Here is a 21,898-nt window from a genome sequence, read left to right as displayed (position 1 = left end):
TGGTCTCGGCCGCGCGCCGCGACAAACGCGCCCGCCAGTCTTTGCATTACCCGCATTCAAAAGCTCATTAGCGGTCTCACCCGGCATGCAAGGCATGCGCGGGGCGTCGCCATGGGCGCATTACGGGCCGGTTTCCCGAGCGTGTCTTTCGACGCGTCGCGTCGCCTTCGGGGGCGGCCCTCACCACAAGGAGCCTGAGATGAAAGTTGGCAGCAACTGGCGTAGCGCACACAACAACGACGCGGCGTTGCCCGCGTTTCTTGCGGCACGTGTCGATCGCTATTACACGGAGCGCGTGCAGGAAAGCTGGGCCGGGGGGCACATCATGAAGGGACGCGTGGCAGATGACCGCGCCTTGCATCTGTCGAGCAACGACTATCTCTCGATCGCACGACACCCGGAAATTCTCGACGCGATGTGCGGGAGCATACGCTCGGAAGGCAATGGTCTGTTGATGTCGGGTGTTTTTCTGCACGGCGACGATTGCCCGCAACTCCAGCTCGAAGATCGGCTGGCGTCCTATATGGGCGCGGAAGCCGGCGTACTGTGTCAATCCGGTTTTGCCGCGAATACCGGACTCATTCAATCGATCGCCAATGCGCAAACGCCGGTTTATGTCGACATGATGGCGCACATGTCATTGTGGGAAGGCATACGTAGCGCAGGCGCGCGCGCAATTAGTTTCTTCCACAACGATGTCGATCATCTCGAGCAACGCATTCAGCGTTACGGTGCAGGTGTCGTGATCGTCGATTCGGTTTACAGCACCAACGGTAGCGTGGCGCCGCTCGCGGCCATCGCGGACGTTTGCGCGGAGCACGACTGCGTGCTGGTGGTCGACGAATCGCATTCGCTCGGCACGCATGGGCCGAGCGGCGCGGGGATGGTGGCGGAACTCGGTCTTGTCGACCGCGTGCACTTTCGCACCGCGAGTCTGGCGAAAGCCTTTGCAGGGCGCGCGGGCTTCATCAGCTGCTCGCGCCGCTTCCAGGAGTATTTCAAATGCGAGGCCTTGCCCGCGATTTTCAGCTCGACGTTATTGCCGCATGAGGTGATGGGGCTGGCGGCCACGCTCAACGTGATCGAACGCGAAGACTGGCGGCGCGCCCGTCTTGCAGCCAATGCACGCTATGTACGCGCGCGCCTTGCCGAACTCGGCTACAACCTCAACGGCAGCGAGACGCAGATCATCGCGCTCGAAGCAGGCCCCGAACCGCAGACGATCGTACTGCGTGATGCGCTCGAACGACGCGGCATCTTCGGTTCGGTGTTTTGCGCGCCCGCTACCGCGCAGAATCGTTCGCTGGTGCGCATCTCCATCAATGCGGCGCTGAGCGAGCAGGAACTGGAGCGTATCGTGGAGGTGTGCGAGCAGATTCGCGACGAAGTGCAGATGTGGAACTGGCCTTCCACGCGCCGCAATGAACGCGTGGGCCGCGTGCGCACGCGCATGCCGCAGCCGGTGGTGAGTATGCCGATGGTGGCCGTGGCGGCGTAGTCAGCGACCGAAGCTGGGCGACAGCGTGGTATCGCGCAACTCAGTGCGAATCCCACGCTGCCTGGATCTCGCGATCGAGCTGGTCGAGATGCCGGTCGTAGGGCATGACGTTGTCGAGCGCGAGACCGGCCGGCTTCTTGACGATGGCATAGACATAACGCCGGTCGCCTTCGAAGGTCGAGGCCGTATGCATATAGGGTTGCCATTCCGCGCATTGCGCCGGGTAATAGCCTTCGGTACGCCAGAAATAAGGCAAGGTGCGATGACTGTCGAGTTCGGTGAGGAAACCCATGGGCGCACCTTGTTCGACGGCAATTTCACGCACGCCGCGCAGTGACTCTTCGGTGTGAATGATGAGCAGGTAAGCGGTGCCTTCGCCGTCGAACATCAACAAGCCATGCGGTTGATAAGAAAGATAATGTTCGACAATGCCCAATGAATCGCAAATGCCAGCGACATGCGCCGCGAGTGCGTGATCTTTAAGAAACGCATATTCGGAAACCGAGAGCGCATCGAGCACCGTGCGGCAACAACGATCGAAATACGCGATTTGCATATCGCGAATGGCCTGATTGAGCGTATCCACCGCATCCATTTCGTGTTTGCGAATGAAGCGATCGATCAGCCCTTCATTGAAGCTTTTTACGGCGAGGTGTTCGTCGGCTTTACCCGTCAGCACGATCTTCTTGATTGACGGGTCGGTGATGCGGCGGCAGAACTCCATACCATTCAACTCGGGCATGTCGTAATCGACCACGACGACTGAAACCGAATTGAAGCGCGCGGGGTTGTGCACGAGGCTGCGAATGGCGTCCACTCGCATGGCGATAACCTGATGCGCATCGTTTTCTTCGGTGCGATCGAGGTAAGCGCTGAAAATGGGTTCCGGCGCCTGATCGGGCAGCGTGCGGCCGTTGAGGTATTTCAGGCCTTCGCTGGGCGAACTGAACAGGCGGAACGCGAGGTCGGGTTCGAGTTGTAGGCTCAGGTTCGAGAGGAACGCGGCACTGTCGTCGACGAACGCGACGGTGGTCGGATACGAGAACGGCTGAATGGCTTTCGTCATGGCGCTGGGAATGTCAAAACGAACTCGGTGTATTCGCCTTTTACGGAGGAGCAGGTGATCGCTCCACCCATCGCTTGCATGACATCGCGGCAGAATGCCAGCCCGATTCCTGCTCCGAGCGTCACGTCATCGGTGGCGGTGGTTGAAGTATAAAAGCGCGTGAAGATATGCGGCAAGACCTCTGGAGAAATACCGGTTCCTGTGTCGCTGAAAATCAATCGATTGGCACGTTGCCCTGATTCAAGACGAATCGAAATCTGTGCGCCTTCAATGCTGCCCATATGCCGGAACGCATTTTTCAGCAGATTAAAGAGCACATGCACGGTGAGCATTTCCGACCCGTAAAACGCGAAGTCGGGACGCAGATTGCAGATCACGCGACGGCGGTCGCCTTCGCGAAATGGAAAGCGTGCGAGCGCCGTTTCCACGCAATGCGCAATCGAGCATGATGTTGCGTTTTGCATGTTGCCAGTGAAGCGCGCGGTGGCGAGCAGCATGTCGATGATTGCATTCGAATGTAGCGCTTCCTGTTCGATGCGGCCCACCACGCCTTGCATGGAATGTAGATGCGCTACGCGTATCTTCGGCACGGCCAGGCGATGCCGTTGCGCGAGAAGATAGGTATCGAGTAACGCGGGCAAATAACGCATCAGACCCGCCGCACCCACGCGAATGGCCACGAGCGGCGTACGCAATTCGTGCGCGACGCTGCCGGCGGTGGCCAGCATGGCACGCTCCTGTTCGATCTGAATACGGTCCTGATCGTAATTCGCCACCGCGCCAATGGCGACGGCGAATGAGAAGATCGCGAGATGCGTGAGGTAATTGGAACCCAATACGATGGGATCAGTCGTGAGGCAGTACGCCATGACCGCGAGGCCAATGCCCACAAAAAACTGTAGTACGAGCATGAGCCAGTCGAGCAGCAGCACCATCACGAATGCGGCGATGAGCGCGCTTTCCACCCACACTTCGTTGCCATTGTTCTTCAGCAGCATGAACGTGAAGAAGAACGGCAGCGCATAGAGCGTTGCGCAATACCAGTACCACGGCAACAGCTTCTTGAGCGGCGTGGGCCAATGATCGAAGGCGAGAACCGGCACGAATACCAGCGAGCCGATCAGCCGCAGCGTGAGGTTCTCGTACGGTTGCGGGAAGAGGTCCTTCCACACGTAGTAATACAGCGGAAAACCCAGGCTCGCGACCACCGCGAGCGGACGCATGCGCCGCTTGACGTACTGCAGATTGCGCAGCGCCGGCGCGAAAGCGCGCACGAATCGCGGACGCATCGACGCCCATGCTCGCCGAAGTCGCAGCGAGTTGTTCGAGACATTCATCTGAATGGAATCGCTCATCGTTCTGGCTTTCCCCGCGCGGCGTGGCGCGCCTGCTCGCGCCATGGGGATTTCCCGAGTCATTCGACTGGAGAATCAGCCCGCGCTGCCCCCGCAGCGCTCATGGGAGACGATATCACCAAAGGATTGCGATGATGCGATGGTTTCGGCCCTTAAAGGGTATTCGTCGTACTACTGCGAGTGATTGAAATGCGCAATGCATCGGATCACATCAAAAACTCATATTTGAAAGGAAGTTGCGAGAAAGACGCGCACGCTATTGGTGCGCGTGGAGAGCGCAACGTCAGGCTGCGGAAGCGCGGTGGGACGCAATGAACTGCACGATGACGTCGTCGAGCAATTGCGGCGCATCGCGATGCGGTGAATGACCGCCATGCGGCAGCGCATGCACGCGGGCATGCTTCACCACGTTGCCAATCGCCTCGACCTGCGCCATGGTGCCGTAATGGTCGTCGTGCGCTTGCACTGCGAGCAGTGGTGCGCTGATCGTCCCGATCTCGTCGACGATATTCCACGCGCGAAAAGCCGGATCGAGCCAGATATCGTTCCAGCCATAGAATGCCGAATCGACGTCGTCGTGATAACGCGCGAGCTTGTCGCGCAACGAAGTGGTTTCGTACGCAACTTTCGCTTCGGCGATGCTGGTCACCGAAATGTCTTCCACGAACACATGCGGCGCAATGACGATCGCTCCCGCGATGGCATCGGGAAACGCCGCGGCGTGGAGCAGCGTGATCGAGGCCCCGTCGCTATGGCCGACGAGCCACATACGGGCGCGCTCGGCGGCGCCGATATCCAGCGCGTCGAGGAGTGCGGGCAGCACGTCGCGAGCCTGATGCGACATGAAATTCACGGGCCATTTCGTGTCGTGCGCGCGTGGCGTGGAGCGTCCGTAGCCGGGACGCGAATACACGAGCCCGCGCATGCCGAGCCGTTCGCACAAGGCGGCAGGCCAGTCTTTCCACATCGCGACGGAGCCCAGCCCTTCGTGCAGAAATACGGCGAGCGGTGCGTCCTGACGCGCTGTGCCGATCCATCGATACTCGATGCGCAGCGCGTCGCGCGTGGCAGTGGCGGGAAGGGTCGCGAATTCGCTTTGAGTCATGGTGTCGATCACGGCTGAAGTTGCTGGCGCAGACGGAAGCGTTGAATCTTACCAGTCGCTGTTTTCGGCAGATCGTCGACAAAGAGAATATCGCGCGGATATTTATGCGGCGCGAGCCGTGACTTCACGAAGGCCTTCAATTCGTCGACGAGCGCTTCGGGCGGCACGTCCTGCGCCGCGCGCTTGAGCACGACGAACGCGCAGGTCTTCACGAGTCCGCCCTGGTCGACACCGATCACGGCGGCTTCTAGCACCGCATCGTGCTGCATCAACACCATTTCCACTTCGATGGGCGACACGTACTGGCCGCTGACCTTGAGCATGTCGTCGCTGCGGCCCGCATAGAGATAGGCGCCGCTGGGCAAGCGTCGATATTTATCGCCGCTGCGTACCCAGTCGCCGAGAAATGTCGCGCGTGACTTCTCGCGATTGCTCCAGTACATGACGGCCGCGCTCGGCCCGCGAATGTAGAGGTCGCCGATCTCGCCATCGGGCACGAGGTGGCCCGCTTCATCACGCAGTTCGATTTCATAGCCCGGCACGGGGTGCCCGGTCGTGCCGTACTCGACCGCGCCGGGGCGGTTCGACAGGAAGATATGCAGCATTTCGGTCGAGCCGATACCGTCGAGTATGTCGCTGCCGAAATGCTGGCTGAAGCGCTCGCCGATCTCGCGCGGCAGTGCTTCTCCGGCCGAGGTGCAGACGCGCAATGCGACGTCGGCGCGCGCGGGCAGATTCGGCGAGGCCATCATGCTCGCGTAAAGCGTGGGCACGCCGTAGAACACGGTGGGGCGATGTTTGACGAGGCGCGCGAAGATCGCGTCGGCGGTGGGGCGTTCTGCCATCAGCACGGTGGTCGCGCCCACGGAAAGCGGGAACGTCAGCCCGTTGCCCAGACCATAAGCGAAGAACAGTTTCGCAGCCGAAAAAGCGATGTCGCTTTCCTGAATGCCGAGGATGGGCTTGGCGTAGGTTTCGACGGTCCAGTAGAGGTTGGCGTGCGTATGTACCGTGCCCTTGGGCTTGCCCGTCGACCCGGACGAATAGAGCCAGAACGCAATGTCGTCGCAACCGGTGGGTGCGGCGCGCAACGCGGGTTCGGCGCTCGCGACGAGGTCGGCGAGCACGTGCGTGTGCGCCGCCGCGTTCGAAACGGTGGCCTCGTCGGGCACGGGCTGAGAAACGATTAGTTTGCATTCCTCACATTCGACTTGCGTGAGTGCCGCTGCAACCGTAGGCAATACCGCGCCGGATGCGATCACGACCCGCGCACGGCTGTGCGTGAGCATGTAGACGTAGTCGGCGGAAGTGAGCAACGTATTGACGACGACGGGTACCACGCCCGCATGGAGCGCGCCGAGAAAAGCGATCGGCAACTCGACGGTGTCGAGCATCACGAGCAGGATACGTTCTTCGGCATGCACGCCGAGCGCGCGCAACGCACTTGCGAAGCGACGTGCGCGCGTTTCGAGTTCGGCGTAACTGAGCGCGCCGTTATCGTCGATATAGGCAATCTTCGCCGCGCGCGCGGTGTTCAGCGCGAACAGGTGCGTGGCAAAGTTGAATTGCGCGGGCGGCGGTTCGGCCGCCGGCACGGGGGGCGCTGCCGCGATGGCGGCGGGTTCGGGCGACGCTGCCTGGATGTCCACGTTGTTGTCTCCACTCTGTCTGCCGCGATCGCGTGGCTTCACCGCGAAGCGTCGCGGCGGCGTCGATCGTCTGGTCTCGGTTGAATCGTTCTCGTCTTGTTGCGGTTCCTGCCTGCGGGTTCGAAGCGCTTGTCCAGCTCGACTAGCTGGGGCTGGACGCTTGCACGCCGGCGTCGACGAGTGCGCCCAACGTTTCGGCCGATCCCTGGATTGCGGCCCGGCGATGATAGAAGCCCAGCGCGCGCAAGCCGCCCAGTTCCTCGCCGCCGCCCGCGCGTCCGGGGCCGCCGTGCAGCGACATCGGCATGACGTTGCCGTGTCCGGTCTGGGTTTGGCGTACCGAAGGCGAGAGCGCGTGCACGCGGCCGTGCGTGTCGGCGAGTTCGAGCGCGACGCGTGCGAGATGCGTGCTGTCGTTGGCGTAGATCGAGGCGACGAGCGAGCCCTGGCCGCGCCGGGCCAGCTCGACAGCATGGGTTTCGGGCAGTACGTCGTCGCGCACGGTGTAAGGCGCGAGCGTGGCGACGGGGCCGAACACCTCGACATCGTGCAGACGAAGTGCTTCGTCAGGATTCCTCATGACGAAGAGATGCGGCGCGATACAAGCCGCGATTGCGGCATCGGCATCGACCAGCGGCAGCGTTGCACCGTTGAACACGAGCTCGGCCTCTTCGCCAAGCGCCGCAATGCCGTCGCGCACATGCGCCAGTTGCTCGCGGCTCACGAGCGAACCCATACGCACGGAATCGTTGCGCGGATTACCGACGACGACCTTCGAGAGCTTCGCCGTGATGGCAGCGACGGCTGCGTCCAGATGAGAGGCGGGCACGAACGCGCGCCGTATCGCCGTGCATTTTTGCCCGGATTTCACTGTGATTTCGCGTACCACTTCGCTCACGAACATGTCGAAGGCTTCGGTGCCCGGCGCGGCGTCGGCGCAAAGAATCGCGCTGTTGAGGCTGTCCGCCTCGACGTTCAGGCGCGCTCCACGTTCGACGAAAGCGGCATGCCGGCGCAGTGTGGCGGCGGTTTGCGCCGAGCCCGTGAACGAGACAACGTCGAAGGGGCCGATCGGGTCGAGCAAGCCTGCCGAGCTGCCGCAGACGATGGATATCGCGCCTTCGGGCAAGATGCCCGCTTCCACGATGTCGGCGACCATCCGATGCGTGAGCCATGCGGTCGCGGTGGCGGGCTTGACGATTACCGGTACGCCGGAGAGCAAGGCGGGCGCGGCTTTTTCCCAAAGGCCCCAAGACGGGAAGTTGAACGCGTTGATGAACAGTGCGACGCCGCGGGTGGGAACGAGCACGTGCTGCACGCCGAAGCTCTGGTCCTTGCTGAGCGACGCGAGGTCGCCGTCGCGCAGTGCATGGCTGTCACCGAGCGAAGCGCCGAGCTTTGCGTAATACGAGAGCGTGAAAATGCCGCCGTCGATATCCACGGCGGAATCGTTGCGCGTGGTGCCCGAGTTGGCGAGCGAGATTTCGTAATAGCGGTCGCGATTCGCTTGTAGCAGCTTGACGATCTCGCCGAGTTTCGCGGCGCGTTGCGCATAGCCGAGCGCGCGCAACGCGCCGCCGCCCGTCGTGCGGGCGTGATCGAACGCCGCAGGCAGATCGAGTCCGCCGCTCGACACGCTGACGAGTGTTTCCCCGGTAACCGGATCGACGAGCGGAGTGGCGGGGCCAGTGCCGGCGACCCAGCGGCCGGCGACGTAATTGGGAAGCAGCGAAGTCATGCGATGGGCCTCGTCGGCAAAACAGGAAGCAAAGTGCGTCCAGAAGGACGCGCGGGCGTGCAGGTCATGCATCGCGGCACCGGCAGTGCCGGTCATGCAGTGCATGCAACGCAGTGCACGAATTGAGATTCGAGCGAATCAAGCCGCCTGAGTGAATTCGATTGCCCCTGCGGGCAGCAGATAGAGCACGAGTGCTTCGCCGTGTGCGACCGTTGGCCGGTGCGCCGTGCCGGGACCGTACACGCACCAGCCCGCCGGCCGGCCGTCGAAGGTGGCGTCCGCGGTGAGCGGCATGATGAGATCGATTTCGCCGTTCGGGTGCGCGTGGTGCGGACCGGCAATATCTTTCATGCTCACGACGTCAACGGAAAAACCGTGCGTCGCGGGCAGCGCCTTGAAAATGCGGCCGTAGCGCAAGCCGCCCGCTTCGCGGTTACAGAGCCAACCTTCGGCCACGCCGGCGCGGCAGGCTTCTGCAAGCGCTTCGAACGTCGGACTGCCGTCCGGCCAGGTGGCGTTGAGCCACGCGTCGAGTGCATCATCGAGCGGTCGGTCGGCGATCTGCGCGGTCACGCCTGCGACGAGGCGTTCGAACTCTTGCGGCGACATGCGTGTCTCCTGTCGATCCGACGCCATCGCATGGGCTGGCGCCGGTCCCATGCGAGATGGGGGCTTTGGCGCCAGCATGCAACAAACTGCTGGCGCATCGTGGGGCGTTGCCGTCGTCGCGAAATCAGCCGCGGCGCCGGTGCCAACAAATTGATATTTGTCGTCGATTGCACTTTTGGTCGAAAATTAACCGTCCGCAAAGTGCATGTCAAGCACTATAGTACATAAATTCGCGTTGAGAGGTCTCAGAAGATGAAGCAAACTTACGTTGTCGAGCCGCCCGCCGATCTCGCCGACGACGTCGCGCGGGGCGAGCGCGTCGAACGCGACCCGTTCCTCACGGCGATGGGCGAGCGCGTGCGGCTGCTGCGCGCGCGGCGCGGCATGACGCGCAAGACGCTCGCGGCGGAAACCGGCCTCTCGGAACGTCATCTGGCGAATCTCGAGTCGGGCGTGGGTAATGCGTCGGTGCTGGTGTTGCGGCAGATCGCGGCCACCTTGAACTGCTCGCTCGCGGAAGTGATCGGCGACGTCACCACATCGTCTGCCGAATGGCTGCTGATTCGCGAACTGCTCCAGGGGCGCGATCAGGCGGCGTTGCAGCGGGCGCGCGTCGCGCTGGCGGAGATGTTCTCGCAGGCGCCCGCCGACCCGCATCGCAACGATCGCATCGCGCTCGTCGGCCTGCGCGGCGCGGGCAAATCCACGCTGGGGCGCATGCTCGCGCAGGAAATGAAGGTGCCGTTCGTGGAACTCACGCGCGTGATCGAGCAACTGGCTGGCTGCCCGCCTTCGGAAATTCATTCGCTGTACGGGGCGAGCGCTTACCGGCGCTACGAGCATCGCGCGCTCGAGGCCGTGATTGCGGAGCACCCGCGCGCGGTGATCGCGTCGCCTGGCGGGCTGGTGTCCGAACCCTCCACGTTCAACATGCTGCTCGCGCACTGCTTCACGGTCTGGCTGCAGGCCACGCCCGAAGAGCACATGCGCCGCGTGGTCGCGCAGGGCGATCTACGGCCGATGTCGGGTAACCGCGAGGCGATGGACGATCTCAAGCGCATTCTGGCCGGTCGTGCCGAGTTGTATGGCCGGGCCGACATGACGTTCGAGACCAGCGAAAGGACGCTCGCCGACACGTATCTGCAACTGCGCGACCGGCTGGCGGCCCGGCTCGGCGCGGAAGCGCCGCGTGTCGATTGAGATGCGTTTTACTGCACCGGGGTTTACCCCTGACCGGAATTAAAATGCACTAAAGTGCTTTACATGGGTGGGGTGTTGCACTATCGTTCATTCAACGAATGACGAAAGCACACCAGGAGACACTCATGGCCGCAGCAGACACCGCCGTCGCCCCGCAACCGGTCGTTGCGCAACGGGTCGACTACCGCACCGACCCCTCGCAGTACCGGCACTGGAAACTGACGTTCGACGGCAGCGTCGCGACGCTCGGCATTGACATCGCCGAGGACGGCGGCATTCGCGACGGCTACAAGCTGAAGCTGAACTCGTACGATCTGGGCGTCGACATCGAACTGCACGACGCGATCCAGCGCATTCGCTTCGAACATCCGGAAGTGCGCACGGTCGTGCTGACGAGCCTCAAGGACCGCGTGTTCTGCTCGGGCGCCAACATCTTCATGCTCGGCCTTTCCACGCATGCGTGGAAGGTCAACTTCTGCAAATTCACGAATGAAACGCGTAACGGCCTCGAGGACTCGTCGCGTCACTCCGGCCTGAAGTTTATTGCAGCCGTGAATGGCGCCTGTGCCGGCGGCGGCTATGAACTGGCGCTCGCCTGCGACGAAATCATGCTGGTGGACGACCGTTCCTCGTCGGTGGCGTTGCCCGAGGTGCCGTTGCTCGGCGTGCTGCCCGGCACGGGCGGTCTCACGCGTCTGACCGACAAGCGCAAGGTGCGCCACGATCGCGCGGACATTTTCTGCACCGTGGTGGAAGGCATTCGCGGCGAGCGCGCGAAGGCATGGCGTCTCGTCGACGACGTCGTCAAGCCCAATCAGTTCGGCCAGGCGGTGCAAGCGCGTGCGCTGGAACTGGCGGCAACGAGCGACCGACCCGCCGACGCACAGGGCGTCGCGCTCACGCGCATCGAGCGCGTCGAACACGAGAACGGCCTGAGCTACGCGACCGTCGAGGTCGCCATCGACCGCGCGAAACGCATTGCAACTTTTACGGCGAAAGCGCCGGTCGCGGCGCCCGCCGCCGACATCGAAGCGATCGTTGCCGCAGGGACGTCGTGGTGGCCACTGCAGTTCGCGCGTGAACTCGACGACGCGATTCTCTCGATGCGCACCAACGAACTCGACATCGGCACGTGGATCCTCAAGACGGAAGGCGACGCACGCCATGTGCTCGCCGCCGACGCCGCGTTGCTCGCACACCGCGATCACTGGTTTGTACGCGAAACCATCGGCATGCTGCGCCGCACGTTGGCCCGTATCGACGTCTCGTCGCGTTCGCTGTTCGCGCTGATCGAGCCGGGCTCGTGCTTCACCGGTACGCTCGCCGAGTTCGCATTCGCCGCCGACCGCACCTACATGGCCGCGCTGCCCGCCAATGAAGACGAGGAACCGGCCATCACGCTTTCGGAGGCGAATTTCGGCCTTTATCCGATGGTTACGCATCAGTCGAGACTGGCGCGACGGTTTTATGAGGAATCCGAACCGCTCGACGCGGCACGCGCCAAAATCGGTCAGATGGTCAAGGCGGTGGAAGCGGAGCGCCTCGGTCTCGTGACCGCATCGCCGGACGACATCGACTGGGCCGACGAGATCCGCATTGCGCTGGAGGAACGCGCGGTGATGTCGCCCGACGCGCTCACCGGCCTCGAAGCGAATCTGCGCTTCAATGGTCCCGAAACCATGGAGACACGCATTTTCGGGCGCCTCTCGGCGTGGCAAAACTGGATCTTCAACCGGCCGAATGCGGTGGGCGAGAAAGGCGCGCTCAAGGTGTACGGCAAGGGCAGCAAGGCGCAATTCGACGTCGCGCGCGTTTGATTCGCGCGGTACGACACGCACGCCTCCGAATCTTCCACCGACCAGCCGCATTCGATGCGGCCCATGAACGGCCGCAAGGAACCGAAATGTCCACGATCAATTACAGCGAAAAGATCCCCAACAACGTCAACCTCGCCGACGACCGCACGCTGCAACGCGCGCTCGAACAATGGCAGCCCAACTTTCTTTCGTGGTGGGGCGACATGGGCCCGGACGGCTCGCACGGCTATGACGTGTATCTACGCACGGCGGTGAGCGTCGACGCGGGCGGTTGGGCGCACTTCGATCACGTGAAGATGCCGGATTATCGTTGGGGCATCTTTCTCACGCCGAGCGAGGCGGATCGCAAGATCAACTTCGGTGCGCACAGGGGCGAGTCGGCGTGGCACGACGTGCCGGGCGAACATCGCGCGAACCTGCGCCGTATCATCGTCACCCAGGGCGACACGGAACCGGCGTCGGTCGAACAGCAACGGCATCTGGGCCTCACCGCGCCTTCGATGTACGACTTGCGCAATCTCTTCCAGGTGAACGTGGAGGAAGGGCGCCACCTGTGGGCGATGGTGTATCTGCTGCATCGCTATTTCGGCCGTGACGGTCGTGAGGAAGCCGAAGCATTGCTGGAGCGCCGTTCGGGCGACGACGACAATCCGCGCATTCTCGGCGCGTTCAACGAGAAAACGCCGGACTGGCTCGCGTTCTTCATGTTCACGTATTTCACCGACCGCGACGGCAAGTTCCAGCTTTCGGCGCTGTCCGAGTCGGGCTTCGATCCGCTCGCGCGCACCACGAAGTTCATGCTGACGGAAGAAGCGCATCATATGTTCGTGGGCGAGTCCGGCATTTCGCGCGTCGTGCAGCGTACCGCGCAGGTCATGAACGAACTCAAGACCGACGACGTGAACCGCCTGCGTGCGGCAGGTGTGATCGATCTCGATACCGTGCAGCGTTACCTGAACTTCCACTATTCGGTCACGATCGATCTGTTCGGCGCCGATCACTCGTCGAATGCCGCCACGTTCTACAGCGCTGGCCTCAAAGGCCGCTACGAAGAGACGAAGCGCGACGACGATCATCAACTCGAAGGCCAGCACTATCGCCTGCTCGACGTGCAGGACGGCAAACTGGTCGAGCGTGAAGTGCCGATGCTCAACGCAATGAACGAAGTGCTGCGCGACGACTACATCAAGGACTCGGTGGCCGGTGTCAATCGCTGGAACAAGGTGCTCGAAAAGGCTGGCATCGATGTTCGCCTGACCGTGCCGCACAAGGCGTTCAACCGGCAGATCGGTACCTTCGCGGGCGTGCGCGTTTCGCCGGACGGCCGCGTGCTGAGCGACAGCGAATGGGCCGCGAACGAGGCGAAGTGGCTGCCGACGCCGGAAGACCGTGCGTATGTCGCCTCGCTGATGGGTCGCGTGATCGAGCCCGGCAAGTTCGCCAACTGGATCGCGCCGCCGGCGATGGGCATCAATCGTCAACCCGTCGATTTCGAATACATTCGCTTCAACTGAAACCGTTTCGGTTACCAATAGGCGACACGAAGCAACGGCGGCGCGCACCTCCCCACGGGCGCGCCGCGGTGGGAGACACATCATGAACGGTCCGGTCCCCGTGGAAATTCTCAGGCAACACCTGATCGATCCTGAAATCTGCATACGCTGCAATACGTGCGAAGAAACGTGTCCGATCGACGCGATCACGCACGACGGCACCAATTATGTGGTGAAGGCCGAGGTCTGCAACGGCTGCATGGCATGCGTGCCGCCGTGCCCGACCGGTGCGATCGACAACTGGCGCAACGTGCTCAAAGCCGATGCGTACAGCATCGACGAGCAATACACGTGGGACGAGTTGCCCACGCAAAGCGCTTCGGTGAGCGCGCCCGTCGAGGCGCCGTTGGCGCAGGGCGCCGCGGCCACGCCCGTTGCTGAAGCGCCGGACGTGACCGTTGCGGGCTCGGACCTCGTGCGTGGATCGACGGTGCCACCGTGGTCCGCCGCGCGCCCTTACGTGAATCTTTACACGCACAAGGCGCCGACCACGGCGACCGTGGTCGGCAACTATCGCCTCACCGACGACGCCACGGAAAGCGATATTCATCACATCGTGCTCGACTTCGGCGCGATGCCGTTTCCTGTGCTCGAAGGTCAGTCGATCGGCATCTTGCCACCCGGAGCGACGCCCGAAGGACGCGCGCATCACGCGCGCCAGTATTCGATCGCCAGCCCGCGCGACGGCGAACGTCCCGGCTACAACAACGTCTCGCTCACGGTGAAGCGCGTGACGCGCGACCACGGCGGCAATGAAACCGACGGCGTCTGCTCGAATTATCTGTGCGATCTGAAGAAGGGTGATACGGTGACGGTGATCGGGCCGTTCGGCAACACGTTCCTGATGCCGAATCATCCGAACTCGCACTTGCTGATGATCTGCACGGGCACGGGTTCCGCGCCGATGCGCGCGATGACCGAGTATCGGCGCCGTCGCAGGCTCAAGGGTGCAACGGGCAAGCTCATGCTGTTTTTCGGTGCCCGTACGCAGCAGGAATTGCCGTATTTCGGACCCCTGATGAACTTGCCGAAGGATTTCATCGACACGAATCTCGCCTTTTCGCGCACGCCGGGCCAACCGAAGCGCTACGTGCAAGACGTACTGCGCGAGCGCGCCGTGGATGTCGCCCAGCTGCTCAAGGACGGCAATACGCATATCTATGTGTGCGGCCTGAAGGGTATGGAAGACGGCGTGTTACAGACCTTGCAGGAGATCGCGGAAAAACATGCCCTGAGTTGGGATGCGCTTTGGGAACGGCTCAAGCGCGAAGGGCGCCTGCATCTGGAAACTTACTGAGTATGGGATGAGCGCGGTATGAGCGCGAAAGCCCGGCGAAAACTCCGGGCACGCCATTCGCTTTGCATGCTGCCGGCCTCGGTTCTACACTGATAAGGCCGCTCTTGAGGAGGCAGCATGCGAGCCGATACCTTCCAACCGCCGATGCGGCGGCGCGTAATCGCGACACTGGGCGCGGGATTGCTCAGCACCCTGGTGCGGCCTTCTTCGCTGCTGGCCGCCACGCCCGAGACCGCGCACGCCGCTTCGAAACTCGAAACGGTTGCGAGCTTCGGTGACGATTTTCGGCTGGTCGGCATTGGCGTCACGCGTTCGGGCCGCGTGTTCGCTACGGCCCCTTCGTCGGCGAAACGTTCGCGCTACAGCCTCGTGGAAGTGGACCCGCGCACCGGCAACGTCACGCCGTTTCCCGACTCCGACTGGAATACCTACAAGCCCGGTAAATCGGGCGAGCGTCAGTGGATTTCGCTGCAGGCGCTCTGGGTGGACGAACGCGACCGCCTGTGGGCGCTGGATTCGTCCTTGCCCTCCGTCGATCAAACCGTACAACCGCCCAAGCTCGTGCAATTCGATATCGACAGACGCGAAGTCGTACGGGTGTACACGTTCGAGCAGGTCGTCACGCCGAAGGATTCGATCAACGACGTGCGCATCGATCTCGCGCACGGTTATGCGTTCATCAGCAACGCGGGCAATCAAGGCGGTATCGTCGTCACGCAGCTGAGCAACGGCAAGGCGCGGCTGCTGCTGGCGGGCGATCGCTCCAGCGTGTCCGATCCGCGCGAGCATCTCATGTTCGGCGATCGCGTCGCGCGCAAGTCCGACGGCGGCGTGCTCGTGCTGCAAACGGACGGCATTGCGATTTCGCCACAACGCGACTGGGTCTATTACCGGCCGCTCACGGATCATCACTACTGGCGCGTGCCGGTGGCGGCGCTGATCGACGAAACTCTTGCGCCCCAGGCGCTCGCACAACGCGTGCAGGATCTTGGCGAACACGCGCTCACGGGCGGCTTGCTGATGGGACCGGACGGCACGTTATACGGTGGCGATCTGGAGAACCGCACGGTGGTGGCGTTCACGGTGAAGGAGCGCAACGGCAAAGCCACGCTCGACCAGCGCACGCTCGTCAACGAACCCACTGTGGTGTCGTGGGCCGATGGCTTCGCACTCCAGAACGATTATCTCTACTTCGCCGATTCGCACCTGCACGAGCTCGATAACTTTTCCAACGGCTATCCGCGCAAGGGGCGCTTCACGATCTTCCGGGTGAAGCTGCCCCCGCAGCCCGCAGGGCTATTTGCCGGTTAGATCGCGCCGTGCGCCTTGTCTTCGACCAGACGCACGAGCGTTTGCAGCAAGCGGTTCGCCGGGGTTTTCACGCCGAGCGCCGCGCCGCGTTGCACGACATAGCCGTTCAGGTGATCGATCTCGCTGCGCTTGCCACGCGCGACGTCCTGTGCCGTGGACGAATATTGGCCCGGCATGGTTTGCGCGATGCGTTCGATGGCGCCGTGAATCTCGGGCGGCAGCGTCACGCCGTCGGCCTGCGCGACGGCCACGCATTCGTCGAACACGTCCTGCATCACCGCGTTGACGCCCGCGCCCTGAACCAGGCGGCCGTACGGTAGCTGCGTGATCGCGGAGAGCGCGTTGTACGCGCAATTCACGATCAGCTTGGCCCACAACGCGCCGCGCACGTTGGGCGAAATCTCCGTAGGCACACCCGCGGCGATGAGTGCGTGCGCAACGGACTCGCTCGAGCGCGACGGCTCGATCACGAGTTCGCCGCGGCCGTGGTGGCGCACGTGGCCCGGTCCCGCCATTTCCGTGGCAACGTAGACCACGGCGGCGGCCACGTCGTTGGCAATGACACCGCGTAAGCGATCGGCGTTATCGACACCGTTTTGCAGCGTGAGTACGAGCGTGTCGGCGCCAAGAAACGGCTTGATCGACGCGCCCGCGCTTTCGGTGTCGGTGGACTTCACGCAGAACAGCACGAGTTGCGCGCCGCTGATTGCCGAGGCTTCGGTGCCCGCCGTGAGATGCGGCGCGCCGATGCGCTCGTCGAACTGCTGGGCTTCGAGGCGCAAGCCTTCGCGCGCGATTGCGTCCACGTGCTGCGGGCGGCCGATCAGCACGACATCGTGACCCGCGCGCGCCAGCATGCCGCCGTAAAAGCAGCCCACCGCGCCCGCGCCCATGACGGCAACTTTCATAGCTCTTCTCCGGTTCGGTTAAGCAAGCGACGGCGCTCAGCGCAATTCGAAGCCGAGCGCGTTGAGCGCATCGCGCAGACGATCGCGGCCATGCAGCGACTCGGCGCTGCGCCAGCGCGCCAGCGAACGCGCGGTCCAGCCCGCCGCGCTTTGTCCCTGGCTCGTCTGGAACGCGCGCGTGACTTCGTCATACTGAGCAATCTCGCCGACTTGCGAAGGCACGTTGTATTGTTCGCGATGCAGCACGACCGGTTGCGGCAAACGCGGCTTGATTGCGGCGGGACGCGTTTCGTCCGGATAGCCCACGCACATGCCGAACACCGGCATCACGCGCGGCGGCAGCCCGAGTTCGGCGGCAACCTGTTCGGGGCGATTGCGAATCGCGCCGATATACACCGCGCTCATCCCGAGCGATTCGAGCGCGACCACGGCGTTTTGTGCGGCCAGCGCAGCGTCGATCATGCCGACGACCAGCGTCTCCAGATAATGCAGGCCTTCGATGCTCGTGTCGGTGCGTTGCCCCGCGGCTTCGAGGCGTGAGAGGTCGGCGAGCCACACGAGAAAGAGCGGCGCCTCGCGCACCTGCGACTGATTGGCGGCGAGCGCGGCCAGACGCGCCTTGCGCTCGGGATCTTCGATTGCGACCACGCTCCACGTCTGAAGATTCGACGATGTCGAGGCGGACTGCGCGGCCGCGATCAGCGTTTCGAGCGTGCCTTCGGGAAGCGGCCGGTCGGCGTAATTGCGCACCGAACGATGTGCGAGGAGCGAATCGAGCGTTTCGTTCCATGCGGGCAGCGGGGCGGACCACGGCGTACCGTAACGCGCTTCGAGGGCGCGCAGGGCGTCGGCGTGAGCGGTGGAACTGGCGGGCGCGGTGGCGGTGGACATCGGTAATTCTCTCCGGCGAGTGGCGATTGTGTTGTCGAGGTGGGATCGAGTGGCGGCGAATGCCGCGCCAAGCGGCGTATGGTACATGGCCGGCGCGTTTGGCGCAGGCGTCAGCGAGATTTGCGCGCGGCCGCTATCATGAACGGGCGCGCCGCGTTGCGATCTTCGGCGCCTTCACTTGTCTTTCGGTCGTTGCGGTTTTCCCGTTTTTTCAGGCACCGTGGTTGCTTCCGGCAGCACCGTCTGCCATTGGCTTGCCACTTATCCGCGAGGTTATTCCATGTCTGCCGATTCAAACAATGCGTCGCCGGTGTGGTTCGTGACCGGTTGTTCGACCGGTTTCGGCCGCGAACTCGTGCTTGCCGTGCTCGAACGCGGCTGGCGTTGCGTCGCGACTGCTCGCAACAAGGCGTCGCTCGACGATCTCGCACCCGAGGCCGGCGACCGCCTGCTACGCGTCTCGCTCGACGTAACCGATTCCGCGCAGATCGCAGCGGCGGTCGACGCCGCGCAAAAGCAGTTCGGCGCGATCGACGTGCTCGTCAACAACGCCGGTTACGGTTATCAAAGCTCCATCGAAGAGGGCGAGGAAGACAAGATCCGCGCGCAGTTCGACGCCAACGTGTTCGGTCTCTTCGCCATGACACGCGCGGTGCTGCCCGGCATGCGCGCACGCCACAAGGGTTTCGTCATCAACATCACCTCGGTGGCCGGCCTCGTGGGCTTCCAGGGCTCGGGCTACTATTCGGCCTCGAAGCATGCGGTGGAAGGCTTCTCCGATGCCCTGCTGGCCGAAGTCGGTCCGCTCGGCATCCACGTGACCTGCGTCGAGCCGGGGCCGTTCCGCACGGACTGGGCGGGCCGCTCGCTCGTGCAGACGCCGAGCCAGATCGCCGATTACGCCGATACCGTCGGGGCGCGCATGAAGCAGACCGCGGGCAATAGCGGCAAGCAGGCGGGCGATCCGAAGCGTGCGGCGCTGGCGATGATCCGCATCACCGAGGTCGAGAATCCGCCGCGTCATCTCGTGCTGGGTGCGTTTGGCGTGGACGCGGTGGCGAACCGTTTGCGTGCGGCGCTCGCCGATATCGACACGTGGCGCGATACGAGCGTCGGCGCCGATTTTCCGGCGCAAACCTGAGGCGGGTTTCAGGTTCTACGCGGTGGCGATCATCAACGTGCCGGTCGCCACCAATGCGCCGCGCCACAGCCAGTCGAAGTTGATCCAGCCGCGCCGCAGCACGCCGAGACCGAGGTACTCATAGGCGAGCAACGCAATCGCGGCCGTGGTGGCGAGCGTCGCGAGCGTGTGCAGCACGGTGAAGGCGAGCGATACCGCAAGCGTATGGCTCGCGCCATCCACACTGCCGGATCCACCCGGGCCAGGCGTGCCGCACAACGGCAACATGACGGGCATCAGCATGAGGCCGGCGCCATGCAGGGTTGCCATCAACGCGGACCATGCGGCGAGCCCCGCGAAGCCCACGGTCATGCCCACGCGCACACGATGCCGGTGGCCGTACGCATGCTGCCAGGCGGCCCAGCCGATCAGCAGCGCGCCCAGAGCCCAGTGCATTGCCACACCCGGCACATACGCACTGATCGCGGCAGCCGAACTCGTGAACAACAGGATCGAGGCCGCGTGCCCGAGCGCGATAGGCGGCAATGCGAGCAGCAATGCGCGACGACTGCCGCGCTGCAAACCGAGCGCGGTCGCGAAGAGCCAACCCATGGCCGGATTCACGCCGTGAAATACCCCGCTCCCGGCCACGGCCGCCCACGCGCCCCAATGCGCGTCGAGAAGCCCGAATAGCGCGTTCATGCGACTCTCCCGCGCGCCGGGCGTTAGGGATAGCAGTAGGAATCGGACGAGCAGTCGCCGCCTTCCAGCCGTATTTGATGCGGCCGATGCGACTTCGGCCAGTCGACAAAGAAACGTTCGTCGAAGTCGAGGCCGCCGTTTTCCTGCGCGTCGAGTTTGACCATCCAGCCGTCGATACCCTCGGGATAGAACTGACCGTCGATGGCGCCGTAGAGTGAGTTGGTGAAATACACGCGCCGGCCGTCGCGACTCACTTCGACCATTTGCGGGCCGCCGTTCAACGCGCGTTCCGGCGCGAACGGATGCGCTGCACGCGCCGCAATGCCGCCGATACGCACGCAGCCCGTCAAGCGAGGATGTTCGGGATCCGAAACATCGTATTGGCGCATGTCGCCGGTGCCCCAGCACGCCACGTAGAGAAAGCGGTCGTCGAGTGAGAGCGCGATATCGGTCACCAGCGGCGGCACGGCCGCGAAGCCCTTGAGCATGAGCGGTAGCGTTTCCGGATCGGCGGGCTCGGCGGGAATCTCGATGATCTTGCGCGCGGCCCACTGGTCGCCGTCGAGATACCACTGCCAGATCGACGCGGAAAGGTCCTTCAAACTGATCACGGAATTGACGAACCCGTAGGGGCGGGTGGGATTGTGCGCGGGACGCAATTCGAAGACGAGTTGATTTTCGGCGCCGAAATCGAGGACCTGTTTGTGCTGTCGCGTATGCAGGTCCCAGAAGTGCAGCCGATGCCCATATTGCCCACTCAATAGCACTTCCGGCACGAGGCCGTTTTCGAAGGTGGACGGCAAGCCCCATTCGCTCGTGACCAGCGTGTCGTAGCCGAGGTGCCACCAGCCGTCATATGCGAGTTGTTGTGGTCCGCGTTCGATTTCCCATTGCCCGAGTATGTCGAAACTCTCGTGGTCCATGAGGAAGATGCCGCCGGGCGCTTCGCCTTGCGCATTGCCGAGCGCGGTGACGTAAATGCCATCTGGCCCGCAATGCACCGTATGAGGGCGCGTGTAACCCGCGCGCTGGGCAACGGTTTCCGGCTCATGCACGCGCACGATTTGCGGGCGCCGCGCGTCGGGTTTCGTATCGACGATATGAATGCGTGACGATCGCAAACCGGGCACCACCAGATAGCGCCGTTCGGTATGGGCATGCGGGGCATTGGGGCACAGATGCGAGCTGCACGCGTTCCAGCCGAAGTGATGCAGTTCGTCGCCGAGGTTCGGCATGGGCAGCCGGTGCACGATGCGCCCGAATTCCGGCGAGCGCGGGTCGAGATCGACTACGTCCAGTGAATCGGGGACCTGCCGCGTGGGATCGAAACTGGCAACATACGCAAGCGTTTCGGGTGGCGCTTCGCCCGCCATGCGCGCGGAAGGATAAAAGGTCGGATCGGGTTTCCACGTTGCCATTGCTGCCCCCTCTGGATGATCCCGACGATGTCGGCAAGAGTCATCATCATGCGCCAAAGCGGAACAGTGCGTTGCACACGTGTTCCATATTCCTTTTGGTGAGAAGCTTATGCGTGAACGCGATTATCCGTTTTGCGAAAACAGTGAATTCGTGTTCTCGCCATTTATCCTGGCGCTCTACCTTCCTAGACTTGTCATCAACGGAGCAGGAAAAAACGCTGCACCGATTCAATCAAGTTATTGGAGGTACATCATGAAATCGCTCATCAAGGCTGTTGCCATTGCTGCCGTACTCGCCGTTCCCGCCGTGTCGTTCGCTCAAGCGCAAGGCACCAACGGTCCCGTGACCCGCGCACAGGTGCGCGCCGAACTCGCGCAACTCGAAGCGGCGGGTTATCGGCCCTACCAGAACGACCAATACTATCCGGAAGACATTCAACGTGCGGAAGCGCGCGTGAATGCGCAGAACAATCTCGCTGGCGCGCAAACGAGCGGTTATGGTCCGTCCACGAATGGCTCGTCGCAAAGCGGTTCGGATGGCGCAGTGAGCAGCTACTCGCCGCCGGTCTATAACGCGCATTAATCGCTTTGATAGTCAGCAAAAAACCCGCGTGAATAACGCGGGTTTTTTTATTGCCGAAACGACAAGATTTTATTGCGG

Annotated in this window: 18 protein-coding genes; 8 read left to right on the top strand and 10 right to left on the bottom strand. The window is 63.0% G+C overall.

The genetic code is table 11. The features are described 5' to 3' along the window. Positions 1-199: 199 nt before the first annotated feature. Positions 200-1,498, top strand: coding sequence for an alpha-hydroxyketone-type quorum-sensing autoinducer synthase (gene cqsA / locus FAZ98_RS17265; RefSeq protein WP_158952522.1), 1,299 nt, complete (start codon positions 200-202; stop codon positions 1,496-1,498). A gap of 40 nt (positions 1,499-1,538) precedes the next feature. Here the strand turns inward: cqsA and FAZ98_RS17260 are convergent, their stop codons facing one another. The 6 genes from FAZ98_RS17260 to FAZ98_RS17235 all read right to left on the bottom strand — a co-directional run bounded on the left by FAZ98_RS17260 (position 1,539) and on the right by FAZ98_RS17235 (position 9,020). Further along, on the bottom strand, positions 1,539-2,564 hold the full coding sequence (locus FAZ98_RS17260; RefSeq protein WP_158952521.1) for a response regulator: 1,026 nt from the start codon (positions 2,562-2,564) through the stop codon (positions 1,539-1,541). Next, entirely contained in the window at positions 2,561-3,964 is a 1,404-nt protein-coding gene (locus FAZ98_RS17255) for a sensor histidine kinase (protein WP_233272793.1), read from the bottom strand. Before FAZ98_RS17255 ends, FAZ98_RS17260 begins: the two co-directional genes overlap by 4 nt. Before the next feature lie 238 nt (positions 3,965-4,202). After that, on the bottom strand, positions 4,203-5,024 hold the full coding sequence (locus FAZ98_RS17250; RefSeq protein WP_158952520.1) for an alpha/beta fold hydrolase: 822 nt from the start codon (positions 5,022-5,024) through the stop codon (positions 4,203-4,205). A gap of 8 nt (positions 5,025-5,032) precedes the next feature. Next, entirely contained in the window at positions 5,033-6,673 is a 1,641-nt protein-coding gene (locus FAZ98_RS17245) for a benzoate-CoA ligase family protein (protein ID WP_407672106.1), read from the bottom strand. A gap of 142 nt (positions 6,674-6,815) precedes the next feature. Continuing rightward, positions 6,816-8,411, bottom strand: coding sequence for a 3,4-dehydroadipyl-CoA semialdehyde dehydrogenase (locus FAZ98_RS17240; protein WP_158952519.1), 1,596 nt, complete (start codon positions 8,409-8,411; stop codon positions 6,816-6,818). 138 nt (positions 8,412-8,549) lie between these two features. Continuing rightward, positions 8,550-9,020: a DUF4863 family protein gene (locus FAZ98_RS17235; protein WP_158952518.1), complete on the bottom strand. Its 471-nt coding sequence runs from the start codon at positions 9,018-9,020 to the stop codon at positions 8,550-8,552. A gap of 252 nt (positions 9,021-9,272) precedes the next feature. On the opposite strand from FAZ98_RS17235, the gene FAZ98_RS17230 reads away from it, so the two are divergent. The 5 genes from FAZ98_RS17230 to FAZ98_RS17210 all read left to right on the top strand — a co-directional run bounded on the left by FAZ98_RS17230 (position 9,273) and on the right by FAZ98_RS17210 (position 16,198). Further along, a complete protein-coding gene (locus tag FAZ98_RS17230) occupies positions 9,273-10,220 on the top strand; it encodes a helix-turn-helix transcriptional regulator (protein WP_233272792.1) in 948 nt (315 codons plus the stop codon). Between the two features lie 125 nt (positions 10,221-10,345). Continuing rightward, positions 10,346-12,037: a 2,3-epoxybenzoyl-CoA dihydrolase gene (gene boxC / locus FAZ98_RS17225; protein ID WP_158952517.1), complete on the top strand. Its 1,692-nt coding sequence runs from the start codon at positions 10,346-10,348 to the stop codon at positions 12,035-12,037. Positions 12,038-12,123: 86 nt separating this feature from the next. Beyond that, positions 12,124-13,551, top strand: coding sequence for a benzoyl-CoA 2,3-epoxidase subunit BoxB (boxB, locus tag FAZ98_RS17220; RefSeq protein ID WP_158952516.1), 1,428 nt, complete (start codon positions 12,124-12,126; stop codon positions 13,549-13,551). A gap of 82 nt (positions 13,552-13,633) precedes the next feature. Continuing rightward, complete coding sequence (gene boxA, locus FAZ98_RS17215) at positions 13,634-14,887, top strand: benzoyl-CoA 2,3-epoxidase subunit BoxA (protein ID WP_158952515.1); 1,254 nt, start codon at positions 13,634-13,636, stop codon at positions 14,885-14,887. A gap of 117 nt (positions 14,888-15,004) precedes the next feature. Further along, on the top strand, positions 15,005-16,198 hold the full coding sequence (locus FAZ98_RS17210; RefSeq protein ID WP_158952514.1) for an L-dopachrome tautomerase-related protein: 1,194 nt from the start codon (positions 15,005-15,007) through the stop codon (positions 16,196-16,198). Here the strand turns inward: FAZ98_RS17210 and FAZ98_RS17205 are convergent. Together FAZ98_RS17205 and FAZ98_RS17200 are read right to left on the bottom strand one after the other, a co-directional pair. Next, positions 16,195-17,106, bottom strand: a complete 912-nt coding sequence (locus tag FAZ98_RS17205; RefSeq protein WP_158952513.1) for a ketopantoate reductase family protein — start codon at positions 17,104-17,106, stop codon at positions 16,195-16,197. The two genes, FAZ98_RS17210 and FAZ98_RS17205, sit on opposite strands and share 4 nt — an antisense overlap. Before the next feature lie 36 nt (positions 17,107-17,142). Continuing rightward, complete coding sequence (locus FAZ98_RS17200) at positions 17,143-17,997, bottom strand: NADPH-dependent oxidoreductase (protein ID WP_158952512.1); 855 nt, start codon at positions 17,995-17,997, stop codon at positions 17,143-17,145. A 280-nt stretch (positions 17,998-18,277) separates the two neighbouring features. Between FAZ98_RS17200 and FAZ98_RS17195 the strand changes: the two genes are divergently transcribed. After that, a complete protein-coding gene (locus FAZ98_RS17195) occupies positions 18,278-19,138 on the top strand; it encodes an oxidoreductase (protein ID WP_158952511.1) in 861 nt (286 codons plus the stop codon). A 15-nt stretch (positions 19,139-19,153) separates the two neighbouring features. Here the strand turns inward: FAZ98_RS17195 and FAZ98_RS17190 are convergent, their stop codons facing one another. Then, positions 19,154-19,819 (bottom strand): hypothetical protein, encoded by a 666-nt coding sequence (locus FAZ98_RS17190; RefSeq protein ID WP_158952510.1) that lies wholly within the window; start codon positions 19,817-19,819, stop codon positions 19,154-19,156. 23 nt (positions 19,820-19,842) lie between these two features. Then, positions 19,843-21,237, bottom strand: a complete 1,395-nt coding sequence (locus FAZ98_RS17185) for a selenium-binding family protein (RefSeq protein WP_158952509.1) — start codon at positions 21,235-21,237, stop codon at positions 19,843-19,845. A gap of 253 nt (positions 21,238-21,490) precedes the next feature. On the opposite strand from FAZ98_RS17185, the gene FAZ98_RS17180 reads away from it, so the two are divergent. After that, positions 21,491-21,820, top strand: coding sequence for a DUF4148 domain-containing protein (locus FAZ98_RS17180; RefSeq protein ID WP_158952508.1), 330 nt, complete (start codon positions 21,491-21,493; stop codon positions 21,818-21,820). Positions 21,821-21,898 lie beyond the last annotated feature (78 nt).

Source organism: Paraburkholderia acidisoli, from assembly GCF_009789675.1.
In the GTDB taxonomy this organism is placed as follows: Bacteria; Pseudomonadota; Gammaproteobacteria; order Burkholderiales; family Burkholderiaceae; genus Paraburkholderia; species Paraburkholderia acidisoli.
The sequence above is the reverse complement of the archived record's forward strand: the minus strand, read 5'-3'. Positions and strand labels throughout refer to the sequence as shown.